This is a genomic window from Planctomyces sp. SH-PL14 (assembly GCF_001610835.1).
Lineage (GTDB): Bacteria > Planctomycetota > Planctomycetia > Planctomycetales > Planctomycetaceae > Planctomyces_A.
Window position 1 is genome coordinate 4,285,510 of sequence record NZ_CP011270.1, and the last position, 17,695, is coordinate 4,303,204.

Genomic DNA, 17,695 nt, shown 5'->3' on the forward strand with positions numbered 1-17,695 from the left:
GCGGTTCGTATCAGAATAGGCCACTGTGTTGTCCGTCGCCAGCCAGCGTCGCAGCCCGTCCAACCGCCGCGTTCGCGTGCCTAGGGGACACAAGACGGAAGAAGAACCGCTCGGGAGGGCGAGGCTCCGGCCGAGCCGCGCCGGTGGGAAGATGGCACCATTGTCTCCGCGGCGCCGGTCCAGGGAGCCGATGGGATGCGTTCGAGAACCTTCGCGGCTCAGCAGGAGCTTCGCCCTCCCGGGACCGTGGCGAGCTCGCGGCGGATTCGCAAGAACAGTCAGGAACGCCCTGCTCCCTGCCCGCTAGAGTGCCCGCCATGAGCCCGACTCGCGCCGCGTATGCCGACCGAATCCTGCGGGTGCAGATCCATATCCAGCAGCATCTGGATGACGATCTCTCGCTGGACCGGCTCGCGGGAATTGCCGGCTACTCGCCGTATCACTTCCACCGGATCTTCCGGGGGCTGGTGGGCGAGAGCACGGACGACTATGTGCGGCGGCTGCGGATGGAGAAAGCCGCGCAGTCGCTGCGGTACCGCGAGCGGTCGGTGCTCGAGATTGCCCTGGACTCCGGGTACGGGTCGCCCGAGGCCTTTTCGCGTGCCTTTCAGCGGAACTTCGGCATTCTCCCGTCGGAGTACCAGGCGATGGAGTTTCCACCCACTTCGCTCAAGGAGCAGATTATGGCCACTGTTGCGTATACGAAGGCGGATGTCCGGATCGAGCAGCTGCCGCCGCTGCGGATCGCCTATATCCGGGTTGTGGGGCGCTACTGCACGGAGACGCTCGGTCCCGCCTTTGGCCGGATCGGGAAGCTGGCTCACGAGATGAACCTGTTCCGGCCGGATACGAAGTGCCTGGGGGTGTATTACGATGATCCTCAGGTGACGCCGCCCGAGAAGCAGCGGGCGGATGTCGGGATCACGGTGGATGAGTCGTTCCGGCCGACTGGTGATGTGCAGGTCCAGACGATTCCGGGAGGGCCGCACGCGGTCCTGACTCATAAGGGGCCGTACGACACGCTGTCTGAGGCGTATCGCTGGATTTATGCGGTGTGGTTGCCCGAGAGCGGACGCGAGCCGGGGGAGGCCGCGTGTTATGAGTATTACCTCAACGATGCCCGGACGACTCCGCCGGAGGAGTTGCTGACGAATATCTGCGTTCCGCTCGCGCCATAGTCCACCGGGGTCCAGGGGGCCCCCCTGGTGGGGGATGCAAGGGGGCAACGCCCTCTTGCCCGCCGGAGGCCTGGCCGTCGAGAGGTACCTGAAGGAAAGCGTGTCCAACTTTGGACAACGTGCCGGATGCCCCCTCACTAACCCGCGTGGATTGCGAAGCGAGCGTGGAGTCCTCAACGCCGGTTCCACAAGGCGGTCGCCCGTTGTTTGCCAAGGTTCCTCATAGAAGCGCCTCCGGCGGCAAGGGGGCGTAGCCCCCTTGACTTACCCCTTTAAAGGTGAGCGAGTCAGTCCTTACCCTGTCTCTGTCTGGAGGTTGCGACGGACTCCTGGAGAGGACAACAGGGATGTTGCCAGCCGAAGTGTTGGAGCGTTTTGTCGAACGCTGTCCCGCCGCGGTCATGGTGCGGGCCGTTCTGGAGAACCTGCTGCGGCCCGAGCGGCTGGATGAGGTCTTCCAGCGGGCCGCCCAGCGGCAGTACAGCCGCCAGCTCCTGTTCTCGCAGCTCGTGGCGATCATGTCGGCTGTCGCCACCCGTTCGCAGCCGTCTGTCCATGCCGCCTATCTGGCGGCTCAGGACAAACTCGACATCTCACCCCAGGCCCTGTACGACAAACTTCGACGGCTTGAACCGGCCGTCACGGCCGCCCTGGTCCGCGAGACCGCCCGCGATGCCGCACGAGCCATCGATGCTCTGCCGGGCCTGCGGCCACCCGTGCTGACCGGGGGACTGAAGACGTACGACGTCTATTGTGTCGACGGGAATCACCTGACCAGCACGGAGCACCGGCTTGCCGAGTTGCGGACGACCCGCGAAGCGGCCCTCCCCGGACAGACGCTGGCCCTGCTGGACCTTCGTCGGGGGCTGATCACGGAACTTGTTCCCGGTGAGGATGGCCATGCCCAGGAACGCTCGCTCGTCCCGGAGCTGCTGGAGCGGTTGCGGAAGGGGATGGTGCTCGTCGCCGACCGGAACTTCTGCACGAGCCGGATCCTGTTCGGAATCGTGGAACACGCGGCCAGCTTTGTGATCCGCCAGCATCGCTCGACGCTCTCCTGGGAGCGGGAGGGGAAGCGGCGGCGGATCGGCCGGACGGCGACGGGGATGATGTTCGAGCAGACCCTGGACCTGAACTATGAGGGCCAGACGCTGCCGGTCCGGCGGCTGACGATCGAACTGGACGGACCGACGAACCAGGGGGAGAGCGAAGTCCACATCCTGACGAATCTTCCGGCTGAAACGGTCCCGCCCGGCGAGGTGGTGGAGGCGTACCGCCTGCGGTGGACGATCGAAGAGGCGTTCCAGTGTCTGACGGAGGTTCTGCGGTGCGAGGTGGAAACGCTGGGCTATCCGCGGGCGGCCCTGTTCTCGTTTGCCGTGGCGGTGGTGGCCTGGAACACGTATGCGGTGGTCAAGGGGGCGCTGAAGTCGGTTCACGGCTGGGAGACGATCGAGGCGACGCTGTCCGACTATCACCTGATGCATGACGTGCTGCTGACGCACTGCGGTCTGGAGATCGCTGTGGAGGCTTCGGCGTGGTTCTGGCACCAGGGGTTGTGCCCCAGTGCTGTGACGATGATTGGGTTTACGTAAGCGATTCTCGACAGGAGACTTAGGCCGTAAGGGGTGTTCGGAAACACGCTCGTTTTGAACAAGGAGGGAAGCATGGAGGGGTTTTGTCGCGAGGTCGCTGCGCGTCTTCCTCTAGCTCAGGCCGTCATGAGACTCTTCCGGTGGATCTGTGAGGAGGAGTTCCTGGCCGAGGTCTTTCGGCAGCACCGCGGCCGATCCTACGAGAAGCTCCTGACGTTTCCCCAGATGGTCCAGCTGGTCTGTGACGCGCTCCTGCAGCACCATGGAAGCGTGCGGCAGAGCTTTGCCCGAGCCAAGGAAGAAGGCGAGATCGATTGCGGGATCCACTCCGTCTATCGCAAGCTCGCCGACCTGCCGCTGTCACTCTCGATGGGCTTCTTCCATGAGACCACCAAGCGTCTCCAGCAGGTGTTCCCACAGGAGGTGAACTACTGCCCCATCCCCCCGTCCCTGGGAGAGTTCGAGATCCTGTGCCACGACGGCAAGACCATCAAGCACGTCCAGAAACGGCTGAAGGTGTTGCAGGGGATCTCCGGGAGTCTTCTCGGGGGCCGATTGGTCGTCAGTCAGTCCTATCGGACCGGCATGGCGGTGGCGCTCTCGGCCAGTGAAGACGGCGAGAGCGGAGAGACTCGCCTCTTGCCAGAAGCCTTGCGGCAAACCCGGGAAGTGATCGCCAGAACGCGGCTGCATGTGTGCGATCGGGGCTACTGCGGGTCGCCCCAGATGAACGCCTGCCAGGAACACGGGGACCATTTTTTCCTGCGATTTCACAAGCAGCGGCTGGCTTTTCACGAGAATGGCGACTGGGAACCCGCAGAGGGAATGGACCGTTATGGACGGTCCTACACGGAGGACTGGGGCTGGCTGGGCGGCCCCGATCATCCCGAGCGACGTCCCGTTCGGCGGATTCAGTTGCACCGCCCCGGGATCAAGGACGAACTGATCCTGCTGACGGATCTGGAAGATCCTGATCAGTACCCGGCCGACGACCTGCTGGAGGCCTATCTCAAGAGGTGGAACATCGAGCGGATGTTCCAGCAGGTGACGGAAGTCTTCTCCCTGGAGTCGCTGATCGGGAGCAGCCCGAAGGCGACGGTGTTCCAGGCCTCCTTCTGCTTCCTGCTCTACAACCTGATCCAGGTGCTGCGGGCGTATATTGCGGAGGGGCAGGAGATCGAGTCTGTGGAGACGATCTCATCGGAGTTGCTGTTCGTGGATGTGCACCGTCAGTTGAACGGGTGGACGGAGCTGCTGGACGTCTCTCAGACGGTGGATCAGCTCCCTCCACTGATGAGCGTATCGGATGTGATCGACCACCTGAGGGAGCTGCTGGGGACGCGGTGGACGGATCGCTGGTGGAAGTCACCGTCGAACACGCACCGGAGCGCCAAGGTCAAAGCCAAGAAGCCTGTTCGAGGAGGCCACGCCGCCGTGTTCCGCATCCTGCAGACCCAAAAGGTCAGGAGGAAAACATAGTCACAGCACTGGGGGCAACCCCTTGCCGCCGTAAGCGCTTCCGTGAGGAACCGTGGTACACAACGGAAACTCGCTTTGTGTCACCGGCGTTGCGGACTCAACGCTCGCTCTGGAATCCCCGCGGGTTGATGTGGGGGCATTCGGCACGTTGTCCGCGCTTGGACACGGACTCCTTCAGACATCTTCCGACGAGAAGGCCTCCGGCGGGCAAAGGGGCGTTGCCCCTCTGCACTCCCCACCAGGGTGCCCCTGGACCCGGTGAGGGGCTCGGTGCGCTACTTACGCTTGGGACGGAACACGTGCGTCGCCTGAGCAAACGCCGATTCCGCCGCCTCCATGATCGTCTCCGACAGCGTCGGGTGCGCATGGATCGTCTCCGCGAGATCGCGGGCGACCGCCGCCGTCTCGACGGCCAGGACCCCTTCGGCGATCAGCTCACCCGCACCGGGACCGACAATGCCGACTCCCAGGATCCGCTCCGTCTTCGGCTCAATAATGAGCTTCGTCAACCCCTCCGTCCGACCAATCGTCTGAGCCCGCCCCGAAGCCGCCCAAGGGAACTTCGTAACAATCACTTCCTTCCCCGCCGCCTTCGCTTCCGCTTCTGTGATCCCGCACCACGCGAGTTCGGGATCGGTGAAGACGACGGCGGGAATCGCGATGTTGTCAAACTGCGCCGGCTCACCCAGCAGCGTCTCGACAGCGACCTTGGCTTCCCGTGTCGCCTTATGAGCCAGCATCGGCTCTCCGGCGACGTCCCCGATAGCGAGGATGTTCGGCTCTGCCGTCCGCATGTTCCGGTCGACCTGAATGTAGCCGCGGTCGTTCACGACAACCTTCGTCGACTCCAGGCCGATCCCCTTCCCGTTCGGCGCCCGGCCGACCGAGACGAGGACGCGATTGAACGTCTGCGGCGAGGTGATCCCTTCCCCTTCCAGCTCAGCCACGATCCCTTCCGGCGAGGCCTTGAGGCTCTTGACCTTCGTGTTGACGTGGATGGCGGCGAACTGGCCGGCGAGCCGCTTCTGGAGCGGCGCGACGAGGTCGCGGTCGGCGGCGGCGAGGATCGTCGGGAGGGCTTCGACGACGGTGATCTTGGTCCCGAGGGCGGCGTAGACCGAGCCCATTTCGAGGCCGATGTAGCCCCCGCCGATGACGAGCATCGTCCCCGGGATCTCGGGGAGGTTCAGGGCGCCGGTCGAGTCCATGACCCGTTCGTCTCCGATGTCGAAGATCTTCGGCATGGCGGGGCGGGAGCCGACGGCGACGATGCACTTGTCGAAGGTGAGCTGACTGGTGGTGCCGTCGGCATGGGCGAGTTCGAGGGTCTTGTTGTTGACGAACTTGCCGCGGGCCTGGACGAGTTTGACGCCGCGGGCGCCGGAGAGTTGGCGGATGCCGCCGGTGAGCTTGGTGACGACGTCAGACTTGAAGCTGCGGAGCTTGTCGAGGTCGATCTTGGGGGGCTGGAACGTGACGCCCCAGGCTTCGGATTCGTGCGCCTCGTGGATGAGTTTGGCGACGTGGAGGAGGGCTTTGGAGGGGATGCAGCCGCGGTTGAGGCAGACGCCGCCGGGTTGGGCGTCCTGGTCGACCATGACGACGTCCATGCCGTGGTCGGCGGCTTCGAAGGCTGCCGGATAGCCGCCGGGGCCCCCGCCGAGAACGACGAGTTGGGCGTGGGTGGGAGCGGCTGGCATGGAAACCTCGGCGGTGGCGGGAAGTGGTCGGGGCACGGGTTATGGCGGGGGTAAGCCGCCGCGGCGCGAAGCCGAATGATAGGGACGCTTTCGGTGAAAGTGGAGTTGTGCCGCAGGGCAGGCAGATGCAGGACAGGGAACGTGTGGGCAACTGTTGATCTTTATTCAAACACGCTGCCCAACTCACCGGGTCCAGGGTCCCCCTGGTGGGGAGTGCAGAGGGGCCTGTGTTGTTTTTTGGGCCCTTTGCCCGCCGGAGGCCCTCTCGTCGGGAGATGTCAGAAGCTCGCCGTGTCCAAGCGCGGACGACGTGCCGTATGCCCCCTCACCAACCCGCGGGGATTGCAGGGCGAGTGGTGAGTCCGCAGCGCCGGTCCCACAAACCGGACGTCCGTTGTGTTCCACGGTTCCTCATGGAAGAGGCCTCCGGCGGCAAGGGGGCGAGGCCCCCTTGACCCCAGCGGCCGTGGCACGTTGGGTTTGAGCTATGAAAGCCGTGCCGGCGAGGACGGTGTCTAACTCGGCTTACGAACCCCGATCGTCAGCAGCAAATTCGCCCACAACGCCTGCTCGCCCGTCTGAATCGTCAGCACATGATCACGGCTCGCCACCGCATCATAAAAATCCCACTTCTGAATCGGCTGAAGCTCAATCGGCAGACCGCACTCCTTCAGGATCCCGCGGTAGTCATTCCAGATCGGCGGATCCCCCTGCGAGGCGTATGGATCATCGGCCGGAATCCCCATCGTGTTTGCCGCCTCAATCGGGATCGCACTCGCCAGAGCCCGCAGCACCTGCGTGCACGAAACGAGCCCCGGCGAGAGATTGAGACAGACCAGCTCCGCGTTCGGCCCCAGCGTGTTGTAAGCGGGATAATTGCCGTCGGCGATCAGCACCTTCGAATGGTGCCCCGCGCGGCCGAGGATCATGTTGATCTCGGGATGAATCAGGTCGTGCTTGAGCATGGAGGCGCGCCGTGGAAAGCCGGGAACAGAATGGCCGGGAGCTTACCGGAGAACCGAACCCGTTGCGAAGCCGCGCCGCCTGCCCAGATCAGAGGATGTCGGCCTCCATAATCCGCGACGACACCGAGCCCCCGAGCGTCTGGAACATCCACCGCAGCGGAGCCCCGTCCTTCCCCTCCGTGCAGCCATCGATGACATTGAACGCCAGGAACAGCGTCCAGTCCCCGATCGCCTCCCGCAGGGCCTGCAGCCGCGTCTCGTTAACCGCGCCATCGCGATGCCGCGCCTGCCGCCACAGGGCGTAGGGCTCGTCGTGATACTGGACCATCGCCAGGATGTCCTGATCGGTCACGAACTCCGCCAGGAACGCCCGGGCCAGCGACGCGTGGCTCCGCGGGTGAGTGATCGCCACGCCGTGAGCGGCTTCCCCCTTGAAGGTGTCATGCGTGTGGATCAGCAGTCGCAGCTTGCCGCACTCCTCCTCCGTCAGCCGCGGCCGCAGCTTCTCGAGGTTCTGTTCCAGCTCCGCGATGTGAGCCCGGACCGTCCCTTCGGGATGCCCGGGACGCGGCTCGCCCCAGTCGAGGTTCCGCTGGTAGCGCGGATCGGTCTGAATGGCCCGAAGTATTTCGTCGGCGTTCACGACAGCCGATCCCCCGGCCGCCGCATCGGCAGCCCTTTGCCCATGATCTTGCATACCGGCGGGACACCCGGACAGCAATGAAGGTTCGATCCGCCGGGTTCACACCGCAGCGGACCGCCGCTCATGTCGCTCGGCTCACGGCGTCGCCGGCTTCTTGCGGAGGAGCCGCTTCTTGTACGCCTCAGCCGACTCGGCGTACTCGGTCGGGGGCGTGGACCGCCGCGTACCGAAGCCGCCCGACGCCTCCCGCGGACCGGTTCCGCCGGAGCGGGTTTCGCCGGTCGAGTTCGCGTTGAGTCCCCGCAGGAGCTCCTCGAACTGCCGCTGCCGCGCCTGTCCTTCCGGTGTCGTGACGTCGACCTTGTTGAGCTGATCGTCAAGCCGCTTCAGGAACTGCTGGAGGTCGTTCTCGGTGAAGCCGAGCTCCTTGAGGAGCTGCGGATCGGTCTCACCCCGGCGGATCTCCTCCTGCAGACGGTTGAGCATCAGGTTGACCGACTTCTTGCGGTTGTTGAGGTCGGTCCCCTCGTCCGGACCATTCGGCGTGCTCGCCGCGCCGCGGGCTCCCTCGGGCGGGGGAGCTCCACCCCGTCCGCCGCCCGGACCGCTCTGGGTTCCCCCCATGCCGCCAGCGGCCCCCTGTTCGGCTCCGCCCCCCCCTTCACCAGGTGTGTCCCCTCCCATTCCCTTGCCCGGCTGGTTTCCTGCCTGGCCGGGCTGAGTTCCGGCATTACCCGGGCCCATGCCGGAGTTCTCGGGCTGGTCGCCACCGGCATTGCCGGGCTTCTTGCCGCCGGGCTGCTGCCCCGCCATCGGCGGCTCGGATCCCTTCTCCTCTCCACCGCCTCCGGGCTGATTGTTCGGCTTCGGCGTGCCCCCCTGCTTCGGGCCACTCGCCTTGCCCCCCATCGGCGGGGTGCTTGGATCACCCTCGCCGCCGTCGTTCATGCCGGCGTCGCCCGGTTCGCGGCCGGCGCCGGGCATCGGCTTCCCACCGGTACCCGGTTTACCGGAGTCGGCGCCGGAACCGTTCTCCATCGGCATCCCCGAGTCCCCCGGCATTCCGGAATCGCCGGGCTTCCCCGACTCCCGTCCCGGTTTGCCACCCTGCTGCGGCGGTCCGGAGGGATTGTCCGACTGCCCCGGCTTTTCACCGGAGGGCGTTCCCTCCTGCCCCGGCTGGGACGATGTGTCTCCCATCCCGCGCTGCTTGCCGCCGGGCTGTCCCTCGGCCGAATCCTGTCCGCGTCCCGTCCCCCCCTGCATCGGGTTGGGCGAGCGCTGGGCGTTCTGATCCTTCGAGTTCGCCGAAGGCTGCTCGGGGGCCCCCATCGGGTTGGCCTGAGGATCGCCGCCGGCCGGGCGGCCCTTGTCATCCTGCATCGGCTTCTCGCCCGCTCCGGGCTGCCCCTTCGGCTCGCCCATCCCGCCTTGGGACGGAGCCTTCTGACCAGTTCCTTCGCCCGGCTGGGGACGCTTCTCCCCGGTATTGCCACCCGGTCCCGGTTTCTTCTCACCGGTCCCCGGCATCGGCCCCTCTTTCCCTGGCTCCGTCGCGTTGGGTTTGGCACCGGCGTCGTTGGCGTTCGGCTCCGTCTCACCCGGCTTTCCGTCGGGCGCGTTCTTCTCCATGGCCATCGGCTTGCCGGTCCCGTCCGGCTTCCCCGTGCCATCGGGCTTTCCAGTTCCGTCCGGCTTACGGCCGTTCGTCTGGGGATTCCGTCCGGGGGCATTGTCCGCCCCCTCGCCCGGCATGGGGTTCTCGCCGGGGCCCATCGGAGCTTCACCGGGCCCCATGGGCTTCTCTCCCGTATCGCCAGCCTCACCGGGCATGTTCGACTTCATCGGGGTACCGGTGTTCCCCGGCCCCTTCTGCCCCGTCTGCTTGCCGCCGGGCGGCATCTCTCCGGCCGGTTTCTCCCCGGTTCCTGCGTCGGAGGGCATCGGGCGCTCACCCGTTCCGGGCATCGGAGCGTCCTGACCCATCGTCGAGGGATCCCGCCCCTCAGGCTTTGCGCCGTTATTGGGCTTCGGAGTACCCGGTCCTTTCTCCTGACCCGCGGCGGGAGGAGGATTCGTCCCCTTGGTTCCCGCGCTGGGTTCGCCGGTCATCCCGTTGTTGCCGTCCGACGACCGCTCCGGCGGTGCGGAGGGATCGGAGCCGGTTCGCGGCTTCGGTTCCCGTGGCCCGTTCTTCTCCATGTCGGAAGGGGTCTGTGCCGGACGCTCGGTTTCACGACCGGGCGGGTTCGTCCCCTTGGGAGACATCTCGCCCCCGCCGGGCTCCTTCATCGGGCTCTTGCCCGGCTCGTTCTCCCCGTTGCCGCGGTCGGGAGCGGACGGCATCGGTCCGCCGCCGTTGCGGCTCCCCGGCCCCTTCTCCTGGTTCGGTCCCTTCTCGGGGTTCGCCTTGGGGTCGGAGCCGTTCATCGGCTCCTGACCGCGGCCCGCGTCGTTCGAGCGCGATCCCGACGAATCGGACCCGCGGGACGCTCCGGGCGAGCTCTCCTGCGAACCCTGGTTCATGTTGGATTCCGGCTGCGGCGGCTTCGGATCCGCTTCCGGTCCCTTCTTATCGCTGTAGTTCAGCAGCCGCTCGAGCGCGACGTCATCCGGCGCCCGATCCATCGGCGTCTGCGGCCCGTTGTTCCCGCCGCCCGGTTCGCGCTGCGGCTGGCTCTTCCCGCCCCCCGGCTGCGAATTCCGCTCGCCCTGGCCGGCTCCCGACGACGGATCATTCCCGGTCCGATCGCGCTGGGGTTGCGGCTGGCCTTCCCCCTGATTCCCTTCCCGCTGCGGCTGGCCCCCGGTTCCCGGTCCGCCGCGCTGTCCCGTGGTTCCATTCTGCTGGGTGCGGTCAGCGTCGCTGTTCTTCGGATCGTCCGTCATCTTGGGATCGCGCGGCCCATTGTCCCGCTTCTCACCCATTCCGGGATCCTGCGGCGTCCCCCCCTGACCGGCCCCCTTCTGTCCCTGGCCGTCGTCCTTCCGCGGTTCGTCCTTCGGCTGGCCTTCGCCGCCGTTGGGCTCCCCGGGCTTGTTGTCCATCCCCTCGTCGCCGGGCATCGGACGGTTGTCGTCGTTCCGGCCGGGATCGGCGTTCGGGTTCTCGCCGGGATCGGCTTCCCCGCCGCCGGGACGCTGCTCGTCCGGCTTCTTCTCGCCCATACCGTCTTGCGGCATCCCGTCCTCGGACATTCCCTCCTCAGGCCGCTGCTCGTCCGGACGCTGTTCCTGCGGATTGCCCCGGTCCTCCTGCGGCGGCGGAGGGGCCTGATCGAGTTCGTCCTTGGCCCGCTGCTTCTCTTCTTCCGCCTTCTGCTGCGCCTGCTTCGGATCAACGGCGTCGGTGATGTTGATGTTCAGCCGCGCCGACTTCGACACGTTCTCCTTGCGGTTGCCGAACGGCTCGAGGTTGTCCTTCGCCTCCAGCCAGAACGTCAGCTTGTCGCCGGGGGCGACGGAAAACCGGTTCAGGTCGATCGTCGCCACGCCGCGGACCGACGGTTTGAGCGGCGGAGCCTCAAACACATAGTCCGCTTCCGGAAGCTCCTGGCCCCGCTTCTCGTAGCGGAGGACCGTGTTCTTCAGCAGGAAGTCCGGATCGGACGCTTGGTAGGCGACCTGAACCGAACCATTCGCCGGAGCCGACACGTCCGACTGCGGATGGATGATCTCGACCTTCGGAGCGAGGTCCTGGCGGATCCGGATCGGGTACAGAACGGGCGCGGGGTCTTCGCTGCCGTCCTCGGTCTTGACGAAGATCCGGTAGAAGTGCGGATACGTCCCGTCGCTGCGGAACTGGAGCATCCAGGTCGCCGAGAGATTCGTTCCGCCGTCGACCTTCATCGGCAGCTCTTCCGCCTTGAGGCTCGTGTCCTCCGTGTCGGAGAACAGGACGCGAGCGATCTGGACGGGGCGGTTCGTGGTCGCCCGCAGCGTGACGCGGGTCCCTTCCCAGCCATCGATCGTCGGGTTCGCCTGAGTCCGGTCCTGCAACCCCATGTAGGTGGGGTAGTCATAGGCAACGTCCGCCACGGTGGCCGACGGCGGCTGCGTGACGGTGATCGTGTAGGTCGGCGAGATCGCGTCCCCCGCCTCGACCCGGTAGGTGACCGACTGCATCAGCCCCTTGGCCCGCTCGCCGGAGAGAACGCCGCGGAAGCGGTTCAGCCCCTCGTCGGTGTCGGCCAGGATCAGCGGCTCGTCGACGAACCGCCGATCTTCCGTCGAGTACAGGACCTTCACCTGCTCCGGAATCTTCCCGGTGAGCTGGGCGATGATCTCGACGCTCGAGCGGCTGAGGACGTTGGCGTTCTCGGGGATCACCTTCTCGATCCGGGTCTGCGTGCCGACCGAGACGTTCGTGATCGGGATCAGGGCTCGGACGAGCGACGGGCCGAGCCGCTTGGGAGTCAGCATCGTGTAGACGCAGATCCCGGCGACGATCGCCAGCAGGACGTACGACCACCGCATGAGCGTCCGGCGGTCGATCGCGTGATCGATGTCCATCTCCGAGAGCCGGACGGCGGCCCGCTTCTCGATCGCCTGCAGGATCTGGGGCGACACTTCGCGCCCCGCCTGCCGCAGGTCGATCAGCGTCAGGAGGTTGCTCTTGAGCTCCGGATGGGCCGCCTCGATCTCCTTGGCGGCAAACAGCGAGGTCACGCGCCGCAGGAACGGGCCGGCGACTTTCCAGGCGATCCAGGCCACCACGACGGTCGCCATCCCCAGCCACATCGCGACCCGCAGCGCGGTCCCGACTCCCTGCGCAAAGACCCACTGGTCGAGGATCAGGAAGACGAAGAGATACGAGGCGACGAACACCCCCAGCCCGACCGCCCCCATCAGAAGGTCGTTCGCCCGGATGCCGGACCGCGCCTTCTCCAGCTGAAAAGCGACGAACTCGTCGAAATCGACGTATTTCTTGGACGATGAGCCCGGAAGCGATCCCGAACGGGACCCGGCGGTCGAAGACATCGGGACCTCTCTCCCCTCTCCCAACGGCCAGAAACGGCATTCCCCCAATCATAGTCGACGTCCGGAGACGGGAGAATGTTCCAAAAATCCTGATTGGGGAATACGTTCGGACGATTCCGGTTGTGGGCGCCGCCGGTGAGATTTCGAGCGCACGGCGTAAGCCCCGTGGAAACCGCGAGATCCGTGCCCCGCCCGGCCCCTCTGGACCGGACTTGAGGGCTCTTCGCGACCGCTCATTCTCCGTCTTCCCTGATTGGCCGCTGCAGCCGACAATCGCTCCGACTCCAGGCCGCCCGTGGTCTGGGCGAACCGTCCGACTTGAGAGTCGTATGCCCACACCGATCGTCATCGCCCATCGCGGGGCCAGCGGATATCTCCCCGAGCACACCCTCCCCGCCAAGGCGTTGGCGGCGGGAATGGGGGCGGACTACCTGGAGCAGGACGTTGTCCTGACGCGGGATGGCGTCCCGATCGTCCTCCACGACATCCATCTCGACACCGTGACCGATGTTGCCGAGCGGTTCCCCGGTCGCGCGCGGCCGGACGGCCGCTATTACGCGATCGACTTCACATTGGAGGAGATCCGGACGCTGCTGGTTCGGGAGCGGTTCAGTCACAAGACCGGTCAGCCGGTCTTTTCGAAGCGGTTTCCGCATGTTGCCAGCCGGTTCACGCTGCACACGCTGGCGGAGGAGATCGCCTTCGTGCAGGGGCTGAATCGTTCGATGAGCCGGACCTTCGGGATCTACCCCGAGATCAAGCAGCCCGCCTTCCATCGCCGGGAGGGTCAGGACATTTCGGCGATCGTCCTGCGGGTGCTGGAGGAGTCGGGTTACCGGTCGAAGGAGGAGGCGTGCTACCTGCAGTGCTTTGACGAACCGGAGACGGAGCGCTGCCGCCGGGAGCTCAAGTGTCCATTGAAGATCATTCAGCTGCTGGAGGAGAAGGACTGGAAGCTGCTGCTGGCGGCACCGCGGCGGGGGGATCTCGACGCCGCGCTGGCGAAGGTCGCCGGCTATGCGGATGGCATCGGGCCTCCGGTCAGTCTTCTGGTGTCGGAGTTCCGTGCCGATGGAACGTTCGCCGCGACGGAACTGGCGGCTGCTGCGCACCACCACGGTCTAGTGATCCATCCCTGGACTCTCCGCCGTGATGAACTGCCGAAGTCGGTTCCGTCGTTCGATCGTCAGATGGAGATTCTCTTTGGAGAACTTCGCGTCGACGGGGCGTTCAGCGACTTCCCCGACCTGACGCGGCAGTGGATCGATCGGCGGATGGCGTGATCCGTCCCGTCGCTGGCCGACGCCTCATTGCGGGGACTCGATCTGGACCGGTACGCTGACGGAGGCCATTGAGAACTGCCATGCCGATTTCGCTGGAAACATTGTTGAGCCGACTCTCGACCGCTGAGCGGCTGGAGTTGATCGATCGGCTCTGGGCCGAGATCGAAGAGGAGTCGCTCCCGTCTCTGCTGTCGGCCCAGCAACAGGCTGACCTGCTGGCCCGTCGCGCCGATCATGAGGCGCACCCCGACCAGGTTCTCTCCTGGGAGACTGTGAAGGCGGAGATGGAGGCCCGCCTGCCGTGACCTTTCGCATCGAGCTCATTCCCGCCGCGAGGGACGACCTGCTTGCGGCTCAGGAGTGGTACGAGTCCTGTCAGGAGAACCTGGGACGGACCTTTCGTGCCCGAGTCGATGAGGTCCTTGGCAGGCTGAGCCGGAATCCGAAGCTTTGTCCCCTCTGCGTCGAGGACGTTCGGATCGCCAAAGTCGGTCGATTTCCCTACGGCGTGGTCTATCGAATTCTTGAAGACGCCGTTGTCGTTCTGGCGGTCTATCACCTTCGTCAGGATCCGGGAAAGCTCCGCCGGCGGCTGAATTGAAGTAGGGTGCCTTCGCCCGCAGGAGGTCACCGTGCGCAGGACAGTCCACCGGGTCCAGGGGCACCCTGGTGGGGGGATGCAAGGGGGGCAACGCCCCCTTGCCCGCCGGAGGCCTGGCCGTCGAGAACTGTCTGAAGGAGCGCGTGTCCAAGCGCGGACACCGTGCCGGATGCCCCCTCACCAACCCACAGGGAGTGCAGAGCGAGCGGTGAGTCCTCAGCGCCGGTCCCACAAAGCGGACGCCCGTTGTGTCCCACGGTTCCTCATGGAAGTGCCTCCGGCGGCAAGGGGTTGCCCCCTTGACCCCGACTGCCGTCGCACGTTGGGTTTGAGCAGACGACGCTGTGCCGGCGAGGACGGTGTTCGGCATGCCCAGTTCAGCTGGGCTTGTACAGCTCCATCGCCGACAGGATCTGCCGGATCGCTCCCAGGTGGTAGGCCGTATGAGCGACGCTGCTGATGCTGCCGGCGGCGGAGATGTGATCCCAGGCGGTCCGTTCGGCGACCCCCTTCTTCCACCGCGCCGCTTCGTCGCGAAAGCGCGTCCGAAGGCTCGCCCACTGCTCCGGCGTGACCGTCCCCCGCTTCCAGCTCTCCTTCCAGTCCGCCGTCGCCCAGGGATTGGCCTCCCCCGCGATCCAGCGGTTCAGGAGCGAAAGGCCGTAACAGACGTGATCGACATGCGCGGCGACGGTTGTCGACCCTGGCATCGGCCGGCTCGAAGCAGCCTTCGCGTCAATGGTGTCGAGCTGCCGCAGCAGTCCCGGATCGCCGGGGTTCAGGATGTACGCCTCGTCCCCCGGGGGACCGTCGAAGACTTCCGTCAGGAGCGTGCTCATGGCACCTTGAAAAATACCGTCATTCGAAGGCATCAGACCGTTCTCTCGTCGAGCGCGAAAGGTTTCGGAACGGGGCCGGCGTCCCCGACGGGTTTCCACGCTACCTCGTCCGGTTTGCACGTCCAGACCATTTCCGGTCAGATGCCGGTCTCGAGCACCGCCGCCCGCCCCGTCGCGGCCGCAACCTGTTGGCCGGGCGGAGGATCGCGGTTTGTGAAAATCGACCCTTCGCCGGGAGCCGTCCGATGTCCTTCCTTCGCCCGATGACCCGCCGGCTCTCTCTGTTTGCGGCATCCCTTCTTCTGCTGTGCCCGCTGGGAACAGAACGGTCAGCCGCAGGGGCCGAGCTGCCGCCGAAGGAGAAGTTCCACCTGTTCCTGCTCGTCGGCCAGTCCAACATGGCGGGCCGTGGGAAGGTTGAGGCCGACGACCGCAAGCCCCACCCGCGCGTGCTGACGTTCTCGAAGGACAAGGAGTGGGTGCCGGCGGTCGATCCGCTCCACTTCGACAAGCCGTCGGTGGTCGGCGTCGGACTGGGACGGACCTTCGCCCTGACCCTCGCCGAGGCCGATCCGACGATCACGATCGGCCTGATTCCGTGTGCCGTCGGGGGCTCGCCGATCGAGACCTGGGAGCCGGGGGCCTTCGACGCGCCGACCAAGACCCATCCGTGGGACGATGCGATGGCGCGGGCCGAAGGCGCGCTGCCGGCCGGCACGTTGAAAGGGATCCTCTGGCACCAGGGAGAATCGGACTGCAATCCGGAACGGGCGCCGCGCTACGAGAAGCGGCTGCACGACCTCATCGACCGCTTCCGCGTGACGCTCAAGGCGCCCGACGTCCCGTTCATCGCCGGCCAGATGGGCCAGTTTGCGGAGAAGCCGTGGGACGCGGACAAGCGGCAGGTCGACGCGGTCCACCGGGCTCTCCCGACGAAGGTCCGGCGGACGGCGTTCGTCTCTTCCGACGATCTGCACCACAAAGGGGACTCGGTCCACTTTGACGCGGCCGCTTACCGCGAGCTCGGGCGACGGTACGCCGCCGCCTACCGGACGCTGACCGACAAGAAGGCCGACTGAGCGGCCCCGGAGCGCCGGGTCTCTCACGTCGCGTCGCGGTTCGAATCGCGGAATAACGAACAAGTCATCAGACGGCCCGTTCTCGCCACCGGACGGTCGCGCCTAGGATCTTTCAGACCAGGCTCGCGGTCCTCTGATCTCAACAACGCCATCCTGCCGCCTCGGAGCGGTCCGGAAGATGGGCGCGAGCGGGTCGTTTTCGTCGTCCTCTGACGGACTCTCGCGCCGAGGGAAGTTCTTTCTCGGCCCGCGCGAGGGTTTGCGTCTCCTTCGTGCCGCCCGGTCCGCCCGGCGGACACAAGTCCCACCTGCCGGGCGGACGGGAGAGTCGCCATGTTTCGTCGCACCATCCTGGGAACGCTCGCGGTGGCCGCCGGCCTGTTCGTCTTCGCTGGAACGGCGTCGGCCCGAGGCCATCACGTCGAACACTATCCGGCCTACTTCGGGGCCGCCAAGGGGGCCTATTCGCTGCCCCAGCACCACACCGTGCAGCACATCCGGCGATAGCGTGCATGCGGCGTGAACTTTGGTGCCGCGGCGGGTTATCCGGCCGAGCGCGAGCTTACTTCGCGCTCACGGTCGCTGGCGTGAGGAGCTGAACGTCTTCGAAAGTCAGTTCGCGGACGGAGCGGTTGCCCTTCGCTGCCACCTCGACGGTGAAGGTCCGCCGCGGCAGGTCGAACCGGCCGAGCCGCTTCCATTCGAAGGTGTTCGTCAGGTTGGAGGTGATGTCACCGGTGGCCGGATCCCGGAAGACGACCGAGCTGATCCGCGGCAGTTCGTGTCCTTCCGCCGTCTTGAACATCTCGACGTTCGTGATTTCGAGCCACTGCTTTTCCCCCTTGCGGAGGACTTCGGCGATCACGCCGTCCTTGATCCGGAAGACTCCGGAGCCGTCGAGCTGCGCGATGAGCCGGCCGGATTCGGCCGTGTGGGGACCGGGGACGAAGCCGAACTCGCTCTCGGTGAAGTCGTCGGGCCGGCGGTGGGAGATGACCGACTGGAGCTTGGACTTCAGCCAGGGTTTTTGTGCCTCCTGGGGAAGGTCGAGGGTCCACTGGAAGTCGGGCGTGACGCGGATGGTGCCGCGGTGGACGGCATCGTCGGTGCGGACGGTCAGCTTGGCGGTGAATCCGGGGAAGTCGTTCCAGACGGCACGGGCGTTGTGGGCGTGGTGCATCAGTTCGCGGGCCGCTTTATCGGCGACGGGCGGTGTCTCGGCTCTCAGGTGGGGCGAGCCGGCGATGATCGAAACGGCGACGGCCGCGGCGGCCAGGATCGCGGTGCGGGCGGGGCGTCGAGTGGAGGAAGTGAAGTTCATTGGAACGTGGGGTAAGGCGATTTGGGGCGGGG

14 protein-coding genes are annotated in these 17,695 nt (G+C 66.1%); 8 read left to right on the forward strand and 6 right to left on the reverse strand.

The window, feature by feature from the left end:
• Positions 1-317: 317 nt before the first annotated feature.
• From VT03_RS16485 to VT03_RS16495, 3 genes are all read left to right on the forward strand, one after another.
• The gene (locus tag VT03_RS16485; RefSeq protein ID WP_075093989.1) at positions 318-1,178 is read left to right on the forward strand and encodes a GyrI-like domain-containing protein; all 861 of its coding nucleotides are present in this window, start codon (positions 318-320) and stop codon (positions 1,176-1,178) included.
• A gap of 347 nt (positions 1,179-1,525) precedes the next feature.
• Entirely contained in the window at positions 1,526-2,773 is a 1,248-nt protein-coding gene (locus tag VT03_RS16490; protein ID WP_075093990.1) for an IS4 family transposase, read from the forward strand.
• A 126-nt stretch (positions 2,774-2,899) separates the two neighbouring features.
• The gene (locus VT03_RS16495; RefSeq protein ID WP_075093940.1) at positions 2,900-4,252 is read left to right on the forward strand and encodes a transposase; all 1,353 of its coding nucleotides are present in this window, start codon (positions 2,900-2,902) and stop codon (positions 4,250-4,252) included.
• A 275-nt stretch (positions 4,253-4,527) separates the two neighbouring features.
• Here VT03_RS16495 and lpdA read toward each other — a convergent pair whose 3' ends face one another.
• From lpdA to VT03_RS16515, 4 genes are all read right to left on the reverse strand, one after another.
• Complete coding sequence (lpdA, locus tag VT03_RS16500; RefSeq protein WP_075093991.1) at positions 4,528-5,952, reverse strand: dihydrolipoyl dehydrogenase; 1,425 nt, start codon at positions 5,950-5,952, stop codon at positions 4,528-4,530.
• 515 nt (positions 5,953-6,467) lie between these two features.
• Positions 6,468-6,917, reverse strand: a complete 450-nt coding sequence (locus VT03_RS16505) for an RbsD/FucU family protein (protein ID WP_075093992.1) — start codon at positions 6,915-6,917, stop codon at positions 6,468-6,470.
• An 88-nt stretch (positions 6,918-7,005) separates the two neighbouring features.
• Positions 7,006-7,560, reverse strand: coding sequence for a hypothetical protein (locus VT03_RS16510; RefSeq protein WP_075093993.1), 555 nt, complete (start codon positions 7,558-7,560; stop codon positions 7,006-7,008).
• A 135-nt stretch (positions 7,561-7,695) separates the two neighbouring features.
• Positions 7,696-12,540: a hypothetical protein gene (locus VT03_RS16515; protein ID WP_075093994.1), complete on the reverse strand. Its 4,845-nt coding sequence runs from the start codon at positions 12,538-12,540 to the stop codon at positions 7,696-7,698.
• Between the two features lie 329 nt (positions 12,541-12,869).
• Between VT03_RS16515 and glpQ the strand changes: the two genes are divergently transcribed.
• The 3 genes from glpQ (at position 12,870) to VT03_RS16530 (ending at position 14,424) form a co-directional block, all read left to right on the forward strand.
• Positions 12,870-13,823: a glycerophosphodiester phosphodiesterase gene (glpQ, locus tag VT03_RS16520; RefSeq protein ID WP_075093995.1), complete on the forward strand. Its 954-nt coding sequence runs from the start codon at positions 12,870-12,872 to the stop codon at positions 13,821-13,823.
• Between the two features lie 80 nt (positions 13,824-13,903).
• Positions 13,904-14,128, forward strand: coding sequence for an addiction module protein (locus VT03_RS16525; RefSeq protein ID WP_075093996.1), 225 nt, complete (start codon positions 13,904-13,906; stop codon positions 14,126-14,128).
• Complete coding sequence (locus VT03_RS16530) at positions 14,125-14,424, forward strand: type II toxin-antitoxin system RelE/ParE family toxin (RefSeq protein WP_075093997.1); 300 nt, start codon at positions 14,125-14,127, stop codon at positions 14,422-14,424. The genes VT03_RS16525 and VT03_RS16530 overlap by 4 nt, the downstream gene beginning before the upstream one ends.
• Before the next feature lie 377 nt (positions 14,425-14,801).
• On the opposite strand, the gene VT03_RS16535 is transcribed toward VT03_RS16530, so the two are convergent.
• Positions 14,802-15,263, reverse strand: a complete 462-nt coding sequence (locus VT03_RS16535; protein ID WP_075093998.1) for a hypothetical protein — start codon at positions 15,261-15,263, stop codon at positions 14,802-14,804.
• Positions 15,264-15,508: 245 nt separating this feature from the next.
• Between VT03_RS16535 and VT03_RS16540 the strand changes: the two genes are divergently transcribed.
• Positions 15,509-16,342 carry a sialate O-acetylesterase gene (locus tag VT03_RS16540; protein WP_075093999.1) on the forward strand — a complete coding sequence of 278 codons (834 nt, stop codon included), beginning with the start codon at positions 15,509-15,511 and terminating at the stop codon, positions 16,340-16,342.
• Positions 16,343-16,675: 333 nt separating this feature from the next.
• Complete coding sequence (locus tag VT03_RS33570; RefSeq protein WP_156514550.1) at positions 16,676-16,849, forward strand: hypothetical protein; 174 nt, start codon at positions 16,676-16,678, stop codon at positions 16,847-16,849.
• Between the two features lie 55 nt (positions 16,850-16,904).
• Here VT03_RS33570 and VT03_RS16545 read toward each other — a convergent pair whose 3' ends face one another.
• Entirely contained in the window at positions 16,905-17,663 is a 759-nt protein-coding gene (locus VT03_RS16545; RefSeq protein WP_075094000.1) for a DUF3386 family protein, read from the reverse strand.
• Positions 17,664-17,695 lie beyond the last annotated feature (32 nt).

Coding starts and splice junctions, on each gene's coding strand:
- VT03_RS16515 (WP_075093994.1), bottom strand. CDS start 12,540: ATGTCTTCGACCGCCGGGTCCCGTTCGGGATCGCTTCCGGGCTCATCG.
- lpdA (WP_075093991.1), bottom strand. CDS start 5,952: ATGCCAGCCGCTCCCACCCACGCCCAACTCGTCGTTCTCGGCGGGGGC.
- VT03_RS16545 (WP_075094000.1), bottom strand. CDS start 17,663: ATGAACTTCACTTCCTCCACTCGACGCCCCGCCCGCACCGCGATCCTG.
- VT03_RS16505 (WP_075093992.1), bottom strand. CDS start 6,917: ATGCTCAAGCACGACCTGATTCATCCCGAGATCAACATGATCCTCGGC.
- VT03_RS16495 (WP_075093940.1), top strand. CDS start 2,900: ATGAGACTCTTCCGGTGGATCTGTGAGGAGGAGTTCCTGGCCGAGGTC.
- glpQ (WP_075093995.1), top strand. CDS start 12,870: ATGCCCACACCGATCGTCATCGCCCATCGCGGGGCCAGCGGATATCTC.
- VT03_RS16485 (WP_075093989.1), top strand. CDS start 318: ATGAGCCCGACTCGCGCCGCGTATGCCGACCGAATCCTGCGGGTGCAG.
- VT03_RS16490 (WP_075093990.1), top strand. CDS start 1,526: ATGTTGCCAGCCGAAGTGTTGGAGCGTTTTGTCGAACGCTGTCCCGCC.
- VT03_RS16525 (WP_075093996.1), top strand. CDS start 13,904: ATGCCGATTTCGCTGGAAACATTGTTGAGCCGACTCTCGACCGCTGAG.
- VT03_RS33570 (WP_156514550.1), top strand. CDS start 16,676: ATGTTTCGTCGCACCATCCTGGGAACGCTCGCGGTGGCCGCCGGCCTG.
- VT03_RS16535 (WP_075093998.1), bottom strand. CDS start 15,263: ATGAGCACGCTCCTGACGGAAGTCTTCGACGGTCCCCCGGGGGACGAG.
- VT03_RS16540 (WP_075093999.1), top strand. CDS start 15,509: ATGTCCTTCCTTCGCCCGATGACCCGCCGGCTCTCTCTGTTTGCGGCA.